The sequence below is a fragment of the Streptomyces rhizosphaerihabitans genome (assembly GCF_025399795.1).
Taxonomy (GTDB): Bacteria; Actinomycetota; Actinomycetes; order Streptomycetales; family Streptomycetaceae; genus Streptomyces; species Streptomyces rhizosphaerihabitans.
Map to the genome: position 1 here is coordinate 26933 of NZ_JAODTZ010000018.1, position 14318 is coordinate 41250.

Genomic DNA, 14318 nt, shown 5'->3' on the forward strand with positions numbered 1-14318 from the left:
CGTCCACCCGTGGACTTTCTTCCCCGAGGTCGGCCATGCTGAAGGGTGCTTGAGCCGGTGCGCGCGCAGACCCGGGACCCACGGTCACGGACCGCATCCGCCGGGCCCCGCGGCGACGAATCCACCGCGGGCGGCCCACCGTGTGGCGTGGGCCGAGCGGCCGATCGACCTGGCGGTCCCGGACAGGTAGCGGGCCCGAGGGACCACGACGCGGAGGAGGCCAAGACCCCCATGAGACAGACAGGAGCGGACGGCAGCGGAGTGCGGGAACGGCTGGGCAGCGCTCTGTTCAGCCGGGTCGCGGGCCCGGAGGGAGAGAAGAACCGCGCCCGTATCCACGGCACCCCCGGACCCCGCTGGTTCGGCCCGGACCGCCCCATCCGCACCGTGCACGGGGACGCGTCCATGTTCATCGGCGGCCTCTCCGCGCTGCTGCTCCAGTCGCTCCACCCGCTCGCCATGGCCGCCGTGTCCGCGCACTCGGGCTTCCGCGGGGACCCCTGGGGAAGACTCCAGCGCACCTCGACCTTCCTCGCGGTGACGACGTACGGGACGGCCGAGAGCGCACAGGAAGCCTGCGAACGGGTACGGGCGGTCCATGAGCGGGTGCGCGGGGTGACCTCGGAGGGAACGGCGTATCACGCGGCGGATCCGCACCTCCTCGGCTGGGTCCACGTCGCAGAGATCGACAGCTTCCTGCGCGCGCACCGGCGGTACGGCGCGCGCCCGCTGTCCGACGCCGACTATGACGCCTACGTGGCGGACACGGCCCGCGTCGCCGCCGCTCTCGGTGTCCTGGACCCGCCGACGAACCGTGCCGAGCTCGCGGAGCGGCTGACCGCGTACCGCGGCGAGGTGCGGGCGACGCCGGAGGCACGCGACGCCGCGCGGTTCCTCCTGCTGAACCCGCCGGTCCCGCTCGTCGCCCGCCTCCCGTACGGGGTGCTCGCCGCGAACGCGGTGTCCCTGCTGCCCACCTGGGCCGCTGCCGAACTGCGGCTGCCGCGCCTGCAGTTGGTGGACAGCGTGTGTGTACGTCCACTCGGCTGCGCCTTCACATCGGCCGTGCGCTGGGCCATGGCTCCGCAACGCGCGCGAACCGTCGAGGCGGTCGTGTGACCGGCCACCGCTCCGGCGCGCACGGAGCGCCCCTCCCGCTCTCGTACACGAACCCGGGACAGAGTCGGCGAAGTCGGCACGCCGAAGGATCCAAGGCCGAAAGACCGTCCGCGTGTTGAAGAATCTGCCGGCCGTTCCTCCCGATTTCGTCGGACGCCCTGGAGATGTTCCGCCTTCGGCCTGGATCTGCCGGCCTCCGCGCTCGCCGCGCAGGGCGCGGGAGAACGGGCGGTCGCCGCGTACGGCGCCGGGGAGACGTACTGGAGCGCGGTGGGCCATCCGCAGCGTGGCACGCCCGAGTCGGGCCCGGTGCGCGAGCGCTACGAGGACACGGCCCGTTCCCTTCTCGGCGACGACGGCTGCGAAGAGGCCCTGCTGCGGTCGGCGCTGAGCGACCCCGAGACCGTGCTGCATCACCTCCTCGACGGCTCCGGCCGGGGTTTCCGAGTCGCGTCGGGCCCGGCCGTCGGCACGGCGGTCACCACGACGACGGGGCACGGCATCCGCCACGACGGCCGATGCGGTCCGGCCCCGGTTCGGACCAGGGGACGAGGGCCGCTCCGGGTCGGGAAGTGAGTCTGCGGCGGGCCTGGTGTGATTCCGCCCAGGGGAGGCGGGGCAACCCCGTCGCCACGAACGGGCCGGTTCGCTGCATCCAATGGGCCGCCCCGCACCGAAGCAGGGGTTGAGCCCGGTGGACCGGCCGGTCCCGGACGGCTCCGGAATCGAGGCGAGGTCCCGTGATGATCTGCTGCCGTCGTACGCAGGGCCCCGCCACCCGTGGGTGCGGAGCCCCTTCCGCCGGGCCCTGGTCCACCGTGCCCCCGGGGGCCGCCCCATGGAACTGAGCGTCCACGGGGAGACGGAGACCGTCGGCGTCGGAGTGACCACCGGTTTCCTGGCGCGCAAGCTCGGGGTGTCGCCCACGACACTGCGTTCCTGGGACCGCCGGTACGGGCTGGGACCCGCGGTGCGAGCCGACGGCCACCACCGCCGGTGGTCTCCCGATGACGTGGCCATGGTCCAGGAGATGTGCCGGCTGACCGCCGCCGGCCTGCCTCCCGCCGAGGCCGCCCGCTCCGCGAAGGAGGCGGCCCGCGGTCGTGTCGCTGTATCCCCGCTTCTCGCCGCCCGGACGCAGGCCGGCGTCCGGATTCCTGAGTGGTCCGCGGCGACGGCCCCGGGCCCGGGAACAGCAGGGTCGCGCTCGGGCACAGGGCTGCCGTTGGGTGATGTGGGCCAGGACTGCCGTGGTCTGGCCCGTGCCGTGGTCCGCCTGGACGCCCTCGGCGTCCAGGAACAACTGGCGGCCGCGGTCCGGACCCACGGCCTCACCAGAGCCTGGGACGAAGTGATGGTGCCCACCCTGCGGGCGGTGGGCCGCAAGTGGGAATCCTCGGGGGACCGTTACGTCGAGGTCGAACACCTCCTGTCCTGGCACGTCTCCGCCACCCTGCGGCATGTCTACGTGTCGGCGTCGGGGCGCACACCGCGCGCCACCGCGTCACCCGTGCTGCTGGCCTGCCTTCCGGACGAGCAGCACACCCTGCCGCTGGAGGCACTCAACGCGGCGCTGGCGGAACGGCGGGTACCCGTCCTGACGCTCGGTGGTGCCGTTCCGCCCGAGGCGCTCATGACGGCGGTGCGGCGCGTCGGTCCTCCGGCGGTGGTCCTGTGGTCGCATTCGCGGTCCACGGCGAACCTTCCGCTCGCCCGTCACATCGCCGCGACACGCTGGGGAGTACGGGGAGCGCGAACACGGAGCCAGGTCCTGCTGACCGGACCGGGCTGGGGCGGACAGTCGGGCCCGGGGCTCCTGCGCCCACACCACCTGGCCGAAGCGCTCCGTCTGATCACCGCACCGGACAACCGGCCCGACGACTACGGTGCGCTCGCGACCTGACGACGCCCTTGCGCTCACCCGGCCGGCCCTTGCCCGGCACAACCGCGCCCCGCGACGTCTGGAACCGCCCCTGCGCCTACGCCCGCAGGAAGGCCGCCAGTCCCTCCAGCAGCCGTTCCACGTCGTCCTTGTCGTTGTACGGCGAGAGTCCGACGCGAAGGCCACCGGTGTCGCCGAGTCCGAGGTGCCGGGAGGCCTCGATCGCGTAGAACGATCCGGCGGGCGCGTGCACACCGCGGGCCGCCAGGAACGGACAGGCGTCGGCCGCGTCCCGGTGGTCGAACGTCAGCAGCAGGGTGGGTGTGCGGTCGGCCGCGCGGGAGCGGACCGTGACGCCGGGCAGCTCGGCCAGGCCCGCCTCCAGCCGCTCGCGCAGCGCTCCCTCATGCCGCTCGATCGCCTCGAAGGCCGACCGCAGCCGGTCTCTGCGCCCGCCCACCGCGTCAGTGGCGAGCCCGGCGAGGACATCGATGGCGGCGGTGGTGCCGGCGAGCAACTCGTAGGGCAGCGTGCCCAGTTCGAAGCGCTCGGGAACCACGTCGGTGGACGGCAGCAGCTTGTCCGGGCGCAGCCCCTCCAGCAGCTCCGGGGAGGCGGTCAGGACACCGTGGTGCGGGCCGAAGAACTTGTAGGGCGAGCACACGAAGAAGTCGGCACCGAGCCGCGCGAGATCCACGAAGGCGTGCGCCGCGTAGTGCACCCCGTCCACGAAGAGCAGCGCCCGCGGGTGCCGGCGGACCAGGCGTGAGATCTCGGCGATGTCGGGCACGGTCCCGATCAGGTTCGAGGCGGCGGTGACCGCGACCAGCCGGGTGCGCTCGGTCAGCAGGTCCCCCACCGCCGAGGGCGGGAGTTCACCCGTCCGCGGATCGAAGTCGGCCCAGCGCACCCGGGCTCCGGCCCGTTGCGCCGCCTGGATCCAGGGCCGGATGTTGGCGTCGTGGTCGAGACGGCTGACGACGACCTCGTCGCCGGGAGCCCAGTCCTTCGCGAGCGTGTGGGAGAAGTCGTACGTGAGCTGGGTGGCGCTGCGGCCGAAGACGACCCCGGTGGGGTGGCCGCCGACCAGGTCGGCCACCGCCTGCCGGAACCCCTGGACCAGACCCTCCGCGTTCGCCTCTCCCGGTGTCAGGCGCCCTCGGATCGACAGCGGGCCCGTGAGCGCGTCCGCGATCGCCCCGGCGACCCGGGCCGGGGTCTGTGTTCCGCCCGGACCGTCGAAGTGCGCGACGCCGGACAGCAGGGCGGGGATCTCGGCGCGCAGTGCGCCGACGTCGTACGTCACTCGGGCTCCTCAAGGCGGCTTCGCGGCCCGCGCCGTTCGGCCGGGCAGCGGTCGGGCGGGCAGGAGCCGCGTGATCGGGCGGGCGCACACGTGCTCCGGTGATCATGGCAGGACGCCCGCCGCGGTGGGAAGTCGGCGCGGAGGCGCGGGCGCACCCCCAGGCGTCCCGGGACGCCGTAGGAGTGCTGGCCCGCGGGACTGCTGCTCCCAACCCGCGGCTTGGCGCAACCGGTACCCCTCGTCAGGGGGCACACTCCGAAATATGCGCCGCGTTCACTCGTACGGACTTCCGATGGACGACTCACGGCCTGGGGCCGGCACCCTGAGATTCAGGGTGCCGGCCCCAGGCCGTGAGTCATGACGCCCGAACGGGCCCGTGACCCCTCAGGCGTGGCGGTGCGACCGGCGGTTGCCCGTCAGCATCCGGTACAGAACCAGAAGAATCAGCGATCCGGCGATGGCGGCGATCCAGGTCGACACGTCGAAGAACCCGTCGATCGAGTCGACGCCGAAGATGACCTTGCCCAGCCAGCCGCCCAGCAGGCCTCCCGCGACACCGATCAGCATGGTGATGATGATCCCGCCCGGGTCCTTGCCCGGCAGGAGCAGCTTGGCAATGGCACCGGCAAGCAACCCGATCAGAATCCAAGCGATGATTCCCACAGTTCCTCCACCGTTCGTCCGTACAAGATGTGACTTCCTCAGTCCGTGTGCGCCGTCCCGGCCGGAACAAACCTGCACGTCTCAAACTGTTGCCCGATTCCTCGCCGCCGCGGCCCCGTTCAGCTCGGCAGTGAACTGCGCGCCGGCCAGCAGCGCGAGGTTGGACAGCCACAGCCACACAAGGAAGACGACGGGACCGGCGAGCGAGCCGTAGAGCCTGCTGTAGGCGCCGAAGCCGGAGGCGTACAGGGCGAATCCGGCGGAGACGGCCAGCCAGAGGAACGCTGCCAGGATGCCGCCGGGCAGGCTGTACCGACGCCTGGCGGGTGGCGGACCCGTGTGGAAGACGACGAGGACCAGCAGGGCCACCAGGCACATCAGCAGGGGCCAGCGGAGCAGGTTCCAGGCCACGGCCACCGTGCCGTCCAGCCCGAAGACGCGGCCGGCGGCCTCGGCCACGGGGCCGGTCAGCAGCAGGACGAGCGCGCTCACGACGAGCAGCCCGAGCAGCGCCAGCGCGGTCAGCACCAGCCGGTGCGCGGTGCGCCAGGCCGAGCGGCGGTCCGGCACGTCGTGCATGCGGTGCAGGGCCCGGCGGAACACCGCGAGGTAGCTGGAGGCCGACCAGAGCGCGCTCGCGGCACCGGCGACCAGCAGCGTCCAGGCGGCGGATCGTTGGCGCAGCATCTCCCCCAGCGCCTGGTGCAGCTCCGCCCCCGACTGTGCCGGCGCGTACGCCGTGACGTGTGCGATGAACTGCTCGGCAGTGTCCGGACTGATCAGGCCGAAGGCGATGACCATGACCAGCATGGCCGGCAGCACCGACAGGATCGCGTAATACGTCAGAGCGGCCGCCCAGTCGGAGACGTCGTCGTTCCACATCGAGACCGGAGTGCGGCGCAGTGCCGGCCACCAGAGGGCGGGCAGCCGTGGCCCGTACCGACGGAGCCGGGCCGGGCGGACCGCCTCGACGGCGCCGCCCGGCCCGGATTCAGTGGACATGCGCGGTGCGGTGGGGGCGGCTGCCGATCCGTACCCGGGTGAGGTCGCGAGTGGGTACTCCGGCGAGGCCCCGGCACGGAGCGGCAATGCCCGTCCTTCCGGATGGATTCGGACGATTCGTCTGCTCATCCCTCACCTCTCAGCACCGGTCCGGCCGGCATTCCCGGCCCCCTGCCTGACGAGGGGGCCGGTCGGGGCTCTCCTTCCACGCGCGAGCCCCCCTACGCCTCCTCACCGCCGTGCTCCGGCAATCGGTGGTGCGCCAAGGACGCCGTCAGCGGACTCGTGCGGGACACCCGGGCACCCATCGGCGAGAAGGGACGGGGAGTGGCCGGACGGACGCTTGTCCCGGCCACTCCCCTCTTTACCTGCCCGCCACAGGAAACTCCCGTCGGCCCCGCGGCTGTCGACCGCCGGGCCGGAGCATGCCGCCGTGTCAGCTCTTGGGCATCAGGACGGTGTCGATGATGTACACGTTCGCGTTGGCGGTCTTCACATTGCCGCACACCACCTCGGCGGAGTCATTCACCGTGTACGAATCCCCCGACCCGCTCGTCATCAGCTTGCTCTTCTCCAGGGTCTCGAACGAACCGTTCTCCAGCTGCTTCGGCGTCAGTTTCCGGCCCACGACGTGATACGTCAGGATCTTCGTCAACCGGGCCTTGTCCGCGAGCACCTTGTCCAGGGTCGCCTTCGGAATCTTCGCGAACGCCTCATTCGTCGGCGCGAACACCGTGATGTTCTCCGCGTTGTTCAGCGTGTCCACCAGACCCGCCTTCTTCACGGCCGTCACCAGCGTCGACAACGCCGGGTTGTTGGACGCCGCCGTCGCCACCGGGTCCTTCGCCATCCCGTCGAACGACCCCGACCCGTCCTTCGGCACCGACACGCACCCCGGACCGAACGGCTCGTCGGAACTCCCCGCCATCGCCGACGAACCGGCCGATCCCCCGTCCGGCACAGGGGCCGAAGCCGCTGCCTTCGCCGAGTTCGAGGCGCCATTGTCCTTGCCGTCGTCGGAACAAGCCGTCAGCGCGATCGGCAGCACAGCAGCGGTGGCGACAGCCAACGCGACACGACGGATACGCATGTTCATGAGGTTCTCCTGTCGGAACGAAGCGGCATTCGACGAGCGGACCAGCAAATGCCGTGGCTTTCGAGCGGAAATTCCGTGGAGAACGAACGGACGGACGGACCTCCGCGAGGCGTCGGGGGGGCGCACTCGGGGGAACGCATCGAACTCTTCGGATCCCGGCTCACACGGGGAATCCGAGCCCGGAGCAGCGATGGATTGGCCGGCGGACGAGCATTCACCGATTCGAGGGAAATTCCGGCCGGGACCAAGCCGGGAAGCTCGCGGCTTCGGAGAAACACACCGCCCGAAGCCGCGGCACGGAGACCGCGGCTCGGGACCCTCGTATCACCCGACGGAGGAACGACGGTTGAACGTACTCGGGCGTCATGGGCTCGATCGCGGCCCGGCTTCGGGCGGGAGTGAGGAGAGGCGCTGGACGCGGTTCACATCAGGGGACGAGCACGCGGACATGGCGGCACGTCGTACGTCACTGCACGACGGCTCATGCCGGCTGTCGCGGCGGAAGGCTCCGGTAGTAGCGCCCGACGCTGGACAGGTACGCGGGGTCGAGGGTCTCGCGGTCGGTCTTGAACGCCGGCGCCGATTTGATCTCCTCGCGGGTGCACGCGACGGTGATCTTCTGCGACTCCGTGTCGATGCCGGCGACGACACCCACGGGAACCAGCACACTCCTGCCGAACACCCAGACGCCTGTGTCGACGACCAGGTGCCGCATCCCTGAATCGTCCGCCTGCCGGTCGACGTGTCCTATGGTCCCGTCGCTCGCCTCGACGCTGTAGCCGGCCAGTTCGTTCACTTCGGGGTGGTCGAACTCCGGTGCGTACGACCAGATTCCGTCGATTGTCATGTCTGTCTCCGTCAGCTCGTCGGTTCGCCTTGCCGACGGCTCCCCCGGGAGGGGGACGCGGCAGACGGATGACCCGAAGGCGGCGATCCGCCTCCGTGCCGCCTTACAGAGCTGCAAATACCCTGCTATCCGGTCGGCATTCGACGGAATCGCCCTGCGAATCCACGCCGTTGACGCCACACGTCCCGGTATGTGACCAGGTCGTACGCCTCGTCGGCCGGCTCCGGGACGCCGCGCCCAGCGCTCGCGTCGCAGGGCACGGTGAGGCAGTGCTCGACGTCGACGGTCGGCGTGAAGGCGGGGGATGCGGAGTGGTCATGCGGGCTTGAAAGGGGCCCTCCCGGCCGGCGGGTGCCGCTGCTACCGCCGCCGGGGAGATCCGCCCCTTCCGTCAGCGGCGCCGGCTGCGCGTCGCCCAGCCCCCGCCGACGCCCGAGAGGTGAAGAGCGAGCAGGGCGAGGCCTATGAGCATGACGTTGGTCGACGTGAACACGTGATTGGTCGAAACGTCACCGGCGTTGATCAGGAACGCGATGAACAGCAGTACGGCGGCAGCGATGCCGAGCATGAGATCTCCCTTGTCATTGGCCGACTGTCGAAGCGATGGGGTCCGGATGCCCCGAGAAATCCGCCCGACACTGCGTCGCGTGACGAATCCTCTGCATCCGCTGCGCGTTCCCGCGGGGAAGACAAATGACCTCCCGCACTTCTGGAGGCGCCTGCCGCGAACCCCACGAAAGGGAAGCTCCCATGGTCGAAGTCGAACGCACGGTCACCCTGCATCACCCTCTGCCCGGTGTGGTGGCCTATCTGGCGGACTTCTCACACACCGAGGAATGGGACCCGGGCACGGTGAGCTGCCGTCCGACCAGGGCCGGCGCCCCCGTCGCCAAGGGCGCGGAATGGCACAACGTCTCGAGGTTTCGCGGGCGGCGCACCGAACTCCGCTACCGACTGGTCCGGCTGGAAGACCTGAGGCTGACCTTCGTGGGGCGGAACCGGACCGCCACCTCCACGGACGACCTGACCTTCCGTGAGGAGAACGGCGCCACTCTCCTCACCTACCGGGCCCGTATCGAATTCCGCGGCATGGCCCGCCTGGCCTCTCCGTTCCTGCGCAGGGAATTCGAGCGCCTGGGAGACGAGGTGGCTCAGCGGATGCCGAAAGCGGTGAACAGCCACTTCGGCTCCGGCGGGAGCCCGACGGCCTGACCCCACCGCTCCGAGGAAGCGGCGCGACCGCGCGGCGGGTTCCCATGGAGCAGGAGAGCGAAATGCGAAGAAAGGGGCACCCTCCGACGAGCGACCTCGACGACTTCTGACGGTTCCCCTCCGGTACACGAAGGAACGAGCGATGAAGCTCCAGGACGAACTGCCCCTCGACACACCGACGAGTTGACGAACGGGCCGGACGAGGGGCTCGGCGGACGACGAGGGGCGCCTGCCAGGGCCGGTCACCCGGGCAAGCGCCCCTCTCAGGCCGCTGGCCTAGGAAACGCTCCCGGCTGAAGCCCGTACGCCCTCACACGCCACCATGCCCTCCACCGGGCCGGTCGCCCGCCACACGCTCTCGTGGTCCTCGGCCAGCCCGAGTTCGGCCAGGCCCTTCAGGTGCCCGAACACGGTGGAACGCCGGAAACCCACGGCAGCGCTGAGTTCGGCGACGCCCACTCCGCCGGGCCCGGCTTCCGCCAGCCGCTCCCACGTACGCACGGCGTGCCGGCTCAGACCGCTTTCGCTCACCTTCCTGGCCACGACGTCGGCCCTCTCCCCGTTCTTGTTCTGATCGGGAATCGGGGACTGGGTCCGTGCCGCCCGGAGCTCAGGCGTGCTCGCCTGCTCCCGCACTGCGCGCGGTGATCTCCTCGGTCCGACCGGACGCGGCGTCATGTTCACCTTGCGGTGCCTACGGCCCTTGCGGTGTCGGCTCATCGATTCCTCATCTCCGCCTCGACGATGCTCACAGGAGGAGAACGAGCCGGAGCCGACAAGGTAGTTCAGCCGTTCGAAGGATAGGCACACGACGGTCCACCCAGGACACAGCCCGCCCCGGCCACGCCGGAAGAGTCCTTTGCGGCGGCTCCTCGACACGTCGCGCGGCGCCATCGCACGGACTCCATCGACCGCCAAGGACCGGGTCGTTCCGTGCCACGCCGTCATGGATGCGCTCGCCGGATTTCCTCGCACACCAATCCAGCCACTCCCAGCCGGGATCCGTTGCCCGATCTTCACGCCATCATTGAGCCCTCGCCACCTGAGCGCGGCGGCCGTCGGCACAGGCCCCCGTCGCCGCGCGCCCCGGTGGCCGGCAGCTCGTCGAAAGCGAAAAGCAATGGCCAACGCCTGGCCCCCATGGGCCTGTTCTCCTGTCGGAGCCCAGTCATGACGGCGGCTCGAATCCCAGGACTGATTCTGCCCATCCTCTTCCTGTGCGCCTTCGTCGCGGGTCTCGTCTGGTACTGGCGACATCGGGGCGAATAGAAGCATGCGGTGGGGGCGCCGCCCGGTCAGGTGCCCCCACACCCCACCCCCCATCGCATTTACACGCCCGGCGATCAGAAAAGGGGACCTGGCGTGCCGACGCCCTGGCCGTTCAAAGCCCGCGCCTCGGTGTGCGGCTGCGTCAACGGCGAGGCGACCGCGGACATCCCGTCCGGCGGGACGGCCGGTGATGTCCGGTTTCCCAGCAGCCCGCCCGGCTGCGCGTCCCGCCGGTTCGCTCCGGCCACGAGCATGGCGTCGGCGGCGACGACGGCGTCCCGCACGCTGGTCGTTCCCGTCATCACACAGAGCGTGTAGGTGACGTCCTCCAGCCGGCGGGCCGTCTCCAGCGTCTCCTTCTCGGCGTACGCGATCTTCAGGGCCGCGTAACGGGTCAGCAGCCTCCGGACAACCTTCGGGTCGGGCACGAGCACGGCGAGGGCTCCTCTCTCGAGTTTCCGTCCGTGTGCCCGGGTTCACGTCGGTTCATTCGCAACAGCCGCCCCAGACAACCTATTTGGCCCAATGCCGTCTCCGGGACGGAATTCCGCCGCATCCATCACCACGTGCGGCCTGGACCGGCGCCCCGACAAGAGGTGTGACGCAAAGGAACCAGGGCACTTGGAGGCACTGGAGGTTGATACCCATGGTTCCCCTGCTTCTCGTTCTTCTGCTCGCCCTGGTCCTTTTCGGCGCGGGTTTCGCCGTCAAGGCGCTGTGGTGGATAGCGGTCATCGTGCTGGTCGTCTGGCTCGTCGGATTCGTGGCGCGTCCGGGCGCTTCCAGCGGCGGTCGCGGCCGCTGGTACCGCTGGTAGACGCACCGACGAACAGCCGTGACCGAGAACATCCGCAAGATATCTGTGTGCGAAGGAAACGAACATGGCCACTCCCACGACACCGAAATACACGGTTCCCGGCGTCAGTACCCACGACGGCGGCCGGATCATCGACGTGCTGAGCAGGCGGCTGCACGCCCTCAACGACCTTTCGCTCACACTGAAACACATCCACTGGAATGTGGTGGGCCCGCATTTCATCGCCGTTCACGAAATGCTCGATCCCCAGGTGGACCGCGTACGTGACCTGGCCGATGACACAGCTGAACGGATCTCCGCCCTCGGCGGGGTTCCGCACGGCACGCCGGGCGCGCTCGTCGCCGAACGGACCTGGGACGACTACAGCGTCGGCCGTGCCGATGCCATCGCCCACCTCGGCGCCCTCGACCTGGTCTACACGGGAATCGTCGAGGACCACCGCGCGGCCGTGGCCGAGGTCGGAAAGATCGACCCGGTGACCGAGGATCTTCTCATCGAACAGCTGCGCTCGCTCGAACAGTTCCAGTGGTTCGTCCGGGCACACCTGGAGAGTTCGGGCGGTTCCCTGTCGCAGGCCGGGGCCCGCACGGAACGCGAGGCGGCGCGATCGGCCGGGCCGGGCACCGCGTCGTAGCGGCCGGCGGAGACGGCGGTACATGTCGGTGTGGGGACCGAACCGGGAGAACGGGTCGGTCCCCACACCGATGTGTACGGGTGCGCGGACGCCACCACGCGAACCCATCGGCCTACAGGGTGAAACGAGGCCGGCGCGGTCACCCGTGGCCGGCTTCACGTACGGGGTGACATGGACGTCCGCCGTCTCCCGTCGTCGAGGCGGTCGCCGGACCCGGTCAGGTGCGGGCGATGTAGCTGCGCACGGTCGTTCCGGAGTCATCGGTGTGCACACGGACGAGGTCCGAGATGAAATGCACGAGGAACAGGCCCCGTCCGCCGATCTGATCGGGGCGCACGGGACGCCTGCCCGCCAGCGGATCACTCAGCCGCCCCTCGTCCCGGACCTCGCACACGATCTGCTCGCTCTCGGCCCAGATCCGCAGGCTTCCCGAACCGCCCCCGTGCACCACGCTGTTGGTCGTCAGTTCCGCGACGACAAGGTTCAGATCCTGCAACCGGGCCCGTGTCATCCCGCGTTCCCGGGCCTCGCTCATCGCGAAGTCACGGGCGGCGGGCAGAAGTTCCGCGTCGAAGCGGGCCGTCGCCGCTCCCGGCGGGTGGCGCAGCGCTTGATTGCAGCGCGCCAGCACCCCGTCCGGGTCGTAGGACGGGCTGACGCTCCGGCGGCCACCGCTGATCACGACGGGGTGTGTGGCGTGGGCGTCGGCGATCACGTCGTGGGAGAGGGCGCGCGCGTCGTAGGGACAGAGGATCGTCACGTCCCGTCCGCCGAACGCCGTGTTGATCAGGGCTTCGTGCTGGACGCAGGCCGGGTACTCCGCCGCCGTACGGCCGTCCCAGACGGGTTCGCCGATGATCCGCACATGCACGTCCTGGTGGGCGTCGGCGAACGCCCGCAGAACGGAGGGGATGATCCGGCCCGGGTTCCGGCCTGCCTGTGTCATGTCGATCCAGCGGACGCCGGCGCCGAGCGGCCCCAGCGCGCCTCGGATGAGCTCCAGTCGTGCGGCGGGAACGGCCACCGCCACCGGTTCCCCGGCGGCTACGCCGTCCGACACGAAGCGCGTCGTCCCTTCCACGTACTCACGGTCCCCGTGGTAGAGGAGCGCGGGGTGGACGAAGGGGTCGCCGCAAAGTGCCGCCGCCGTCATGCCACGACCACCGCGCCCCGGGGCCCGTGTCCGGCGAGCGGTCCCGCGTCGAGGCACACCGAGGGGAAGAGCGTCTGCGCTCCGTCCACTCGCTGCTCAATGCCCACCGACTCACCCCGAAACCCATTTTACGTGGCCGCCACGCCCCTGGGGCAGGCACCCGGACGCGGCGCCACCGCGCCCGGTCCCCACCTGCCCCAGGTTCCCCGGCAGAACCATCAGAGGATCGGTCGGAAAATTGGCGACGTCATCCCGCATCCGAACCGTGTCCCCGGACGGAAGTACCCCTGACCCGGCGCCTGGGGGAGGCGGGACCTACGCGTTCCGCAGAATTCTGGCAACGGGGTGGCATGAGCGGTGTGATGCAGGGCAGACGGGCTCTGTCATCATTTCCTTCGGACGATTTGGGGTGGACGGCATGGCGGCCGTGGCGACAGCGAAGGCAACGGACACGGCGTACCAGGCAGCGACGGCCGTAGGGGGCACCCTTCCGCAGATCGACGAGCCGCTGAAGATCAGCCCGAGGGACGCTCGCGAGCTGTCCCGCCAGTTCTTCGACCGGCTCTCCGTTCTGGAGGAGGGCACGCACGAATACCAGTACGCCCGCAACACCCTCATCGAGATGAATCTCTCCCTCGTCCGGTACGCGGCGGCGCGCTTCCGCAGCCGCAGCCAGGGTGAGATGGAGGACATCGTCCAGGTCGGCACGATCGGGCTCATCAAGGCCATCGACCGCTTCGAGCTGTCCCGCGAGGTCGAGTTCACCTCCTTCGCGGTTCCGTACATCGTCGGTGAGATCAAGCGCTTCTTCCGCGACACGAGCTGGGCCGTCCATGTGCCGCGCCGGCTGCAGGAGGCCCGCGTGGAGCTGGCCAAGGCGACGGAGGAACTGCGGACCCGCCTCGGCCGTACGCCCACCACACGTGAACTGTCCGAGCTGATGTGCCTGACCGAGGAAGAGGTCATCGAGGCCCGCAAGGCGTCGAACGGCTACAACTCCTCGTCCCTCGACGCCGCTCTCACCGCCGACGGCGGCGCGGACGGCGAGGCCGTCCTCGCGGACTTCATCGGCGAGGAGGACGCCTCGCTGGAACTGGTCGAGGACTTCAACTCCCTGGCCCCGCTGATCGCCGAACTCGACGACCGCCAGCGCCGGATCATTCATCTGCGGTTCGTCGAGGAGCGCACCCAGGCGCAGATCGGCGAGGAGCTCGGTATCTCGCAGATGCATGTCTCCCGGTTGATCACCCGCATCATCAAGCGTCTGCGGACGGGGCTCCTCGACCCCTCGGTCGCCTGACACAGCCGCACGGCACGG

General features: G+C 70.2%; 15 protein-coding genes and 1 pseudogene. 7 read left to right on the plus strand and 9 right to left on the minus strand.

The genetic code is table 11. The annotated features are described in order from the left end of the window. Positions 1-231 precede the first annotated feature (231 nt). The 3 genes from N4G66_RS19525 to N4G66_RS19535 all read left to right on the plus strand — a co-directional run bounded on the left by N4G66_RS19525 (position 232) and on the right by N4G66_RS19535 (position 3022). Positions 232-1119, plus strand: a complete 888-nt coding sequence (locus tag N4G66_RS19525; RefSeq protein WP_261705416.1) for an oxygenase MpaB family protein — start codon at positions 232-234, stop codon at positions 1117-1119. A gap of 270 nt (positions 1120-1389) precedes the next feature. Then, positions 1390-1695 carry a hypothetical protein gene (locus N4G66_RS19530; RefSeq protein ID WP_261705417.1) on the plus strand — a complete coding sequence of 102 codons (306 nt, stop codon included), beginning with the start codon at positions 1390-1392 and terminating at the stop codon, positions 1693-1695. A gap of 262 nt (positions 1696-1957) precedes the next feature. Beyond that, positions 1958-3022 (plus strand): MerR family transcriptional regulator, encoded by a 1065-nt coding sequence (locus N4G66_RS19535; protein WP_261705418.1) that lies wholly within the window; start codon positions 1958-1960, stop codon positions 3020-3022. 76 nt (positions 3023-3098) lie between these two features. Here the strand turns inward: N4G66_RS19535 and N4G66_RS19540 are convergent, their stop codons facing one another. The 6 genes from N4G66_RS19540 to N4G66_RS19565 form a co-directional block, all read right to left on the minus strand. Next, positions 3099-4307, minus strand: coding sequence for a cysteine desulfurase-like protein (locus N4G66_RS19540; protein WP_261705419.1), 1209 nt, complete (start codon positions 4305-4307; stop codon positions 3099-3101). Positions 4308-4691: 384 nt separating this feature from the next. Further along, positions 4692-4970 carry a GlsB/YeaQ/YmgE family stress response membrane protein gene (locus tag N4G66_RS19545; RefSeq protein WP_261705420.1) on the minus strand — a complete coding sequence of 93 codons (279 nt, stop codon included), beginning with the start codon at positions 4968-4970 and terminating at the stop codon, positions 4692-4694. An 81-nt stretch (positions 4971-5051) separates the two neighbouring features. Continuing rightward, positions 5052-5972 (minus strand): YihY/virulence factor BrkB family protein, encoded by a 921-nt coding sequence (locus tag N4G66_RS19550; RefSeq protein ID WP_261705421.1) that lies wholly within the window; start codon positions 5970-5972, stop codon positions 5052-5054. 436 nt (positions 5973-6408) lie between these two features. Then, positions 6409-7068, minus strand: a complete 660-nt coding sequence (locus N4G66_RS19555; protein WP_261705422.1) for a fasciclin domain-containing protein — start codon at positions 7066-7068, stop codon at positions 6409-6411. 481 nt (positions 7069-7549) lie between these two features. Then, a complete protein-coding gene (locus N4G66_RS19560) occupies positions 7550-7915 on the minus strand; it encodes a PRC-barrel domain containing protein (protein ID WP_261705423.1) in 366 nt (121 codons plus the stop codon). 391 nt (positions 7916-8306) lie between these two features. After that, the gene (locus N4G66_RS19565; protein ID WP_261705424.1) at positions 8307-8483 is read right to left on the minus strand and encodes a hypothetical protein; all 177 of its coding nucleotides are present in this window, start codon (positions 8481-8483) and stop codon (positions 8307-8309) included. 182 nt (positions 8484-8665) lie between these two features. Between N4G66_RS19565 and N4G66_RS19570 the strand changes: the two genes are divergently transcribed. Beyond that, positions 8666-9127, plus strand: coding sequence for an SRPBCC family protein (locus N4G66_RS19570; RefSeq protein ID WP_261705425.1), 462 nt, complete (start codon positions 8666-8668; stop codon positions 9125-9127). Positions 9128-9403: 276 nt separating this feature from the next. Here N4G66_RS19570 and N4G66_RS19575 read toward each other — a convergent pair whose 3' ends face one another. Next, the gene (locus tag N4G66_RS19575; protein ID WP_261705426.1) at positions 9404-9670 is read right to left on the minus strand and encodes a helix-turn-helix domain-containing protein; all 267 of its coding nucleotides are present in this window, start codon (positions 9668-9670) and stop codon (positions 9404-9406) included. Positions 9671-10470: 800 nt separating this feature from the next. Then, positions 10471-10830, minus strand: coding sequence for a DUF5133 domain-containing protein (locus tag N4G66_RS45665; protein WP_315903660.1), 360 nt, complete (start codon positions 10828-10830; stop codon positions 10471-10473). Positions 10831-11042: 212 nt separating this feature from the next. On the opposite strand from N4G66_RS45665, the gene N4G66_RS19585 reads away from it, so the two are divergent. Then, positions 11043-11213, plus strand: a complete 171-nt coding sequence (locus tag N4G66_RS19585) for a hydrophobic protein (RefSeq protein ID WP_261705427.1) — start codon at positions 11043-11045, stop codon at positions 11211-11213. A gap of 64 nt (positions 11214-11277) precedes the next feature. Next, a pseudogene (locus tag N4G66_RS19590) lies at positions 11278-11844 on the plus strand (Dps family protein); the annotation flags it as partial. Positions 11845-12064: 220 nt separating this feature from the next. Here N4G66_RS19590 and N4G66_RS19595 read toward each other — a convergent pair. Beyond that, positions 12065-13000: a sensor histidine kinase gene (locus N4G66_RS19595; RefSeq protein ID WP_261705428.1), complete on the minus strand. Its 936-nt coding sequence runs from the start codon at positions 12998-13000 to the stop codon at positions 12065-12067. 418 nt (positions 13001-13418) lie between these two features. On the opposite strand from N4G66_RS19595, the gene N4G66_RS19600 reads away from it, so the two are divergent. Beyond that, a complete protein-coding gene (locus N4G66_RS19600; protein WP_261705429.1) occupies positions 13419-14300 on the plus strand; it encodes an RNA polymerase sigma factor SigF in 882 nt (293 codons plus the stop codon). Positions 14301-14318 lie beyond the last annotated feature (18 nt).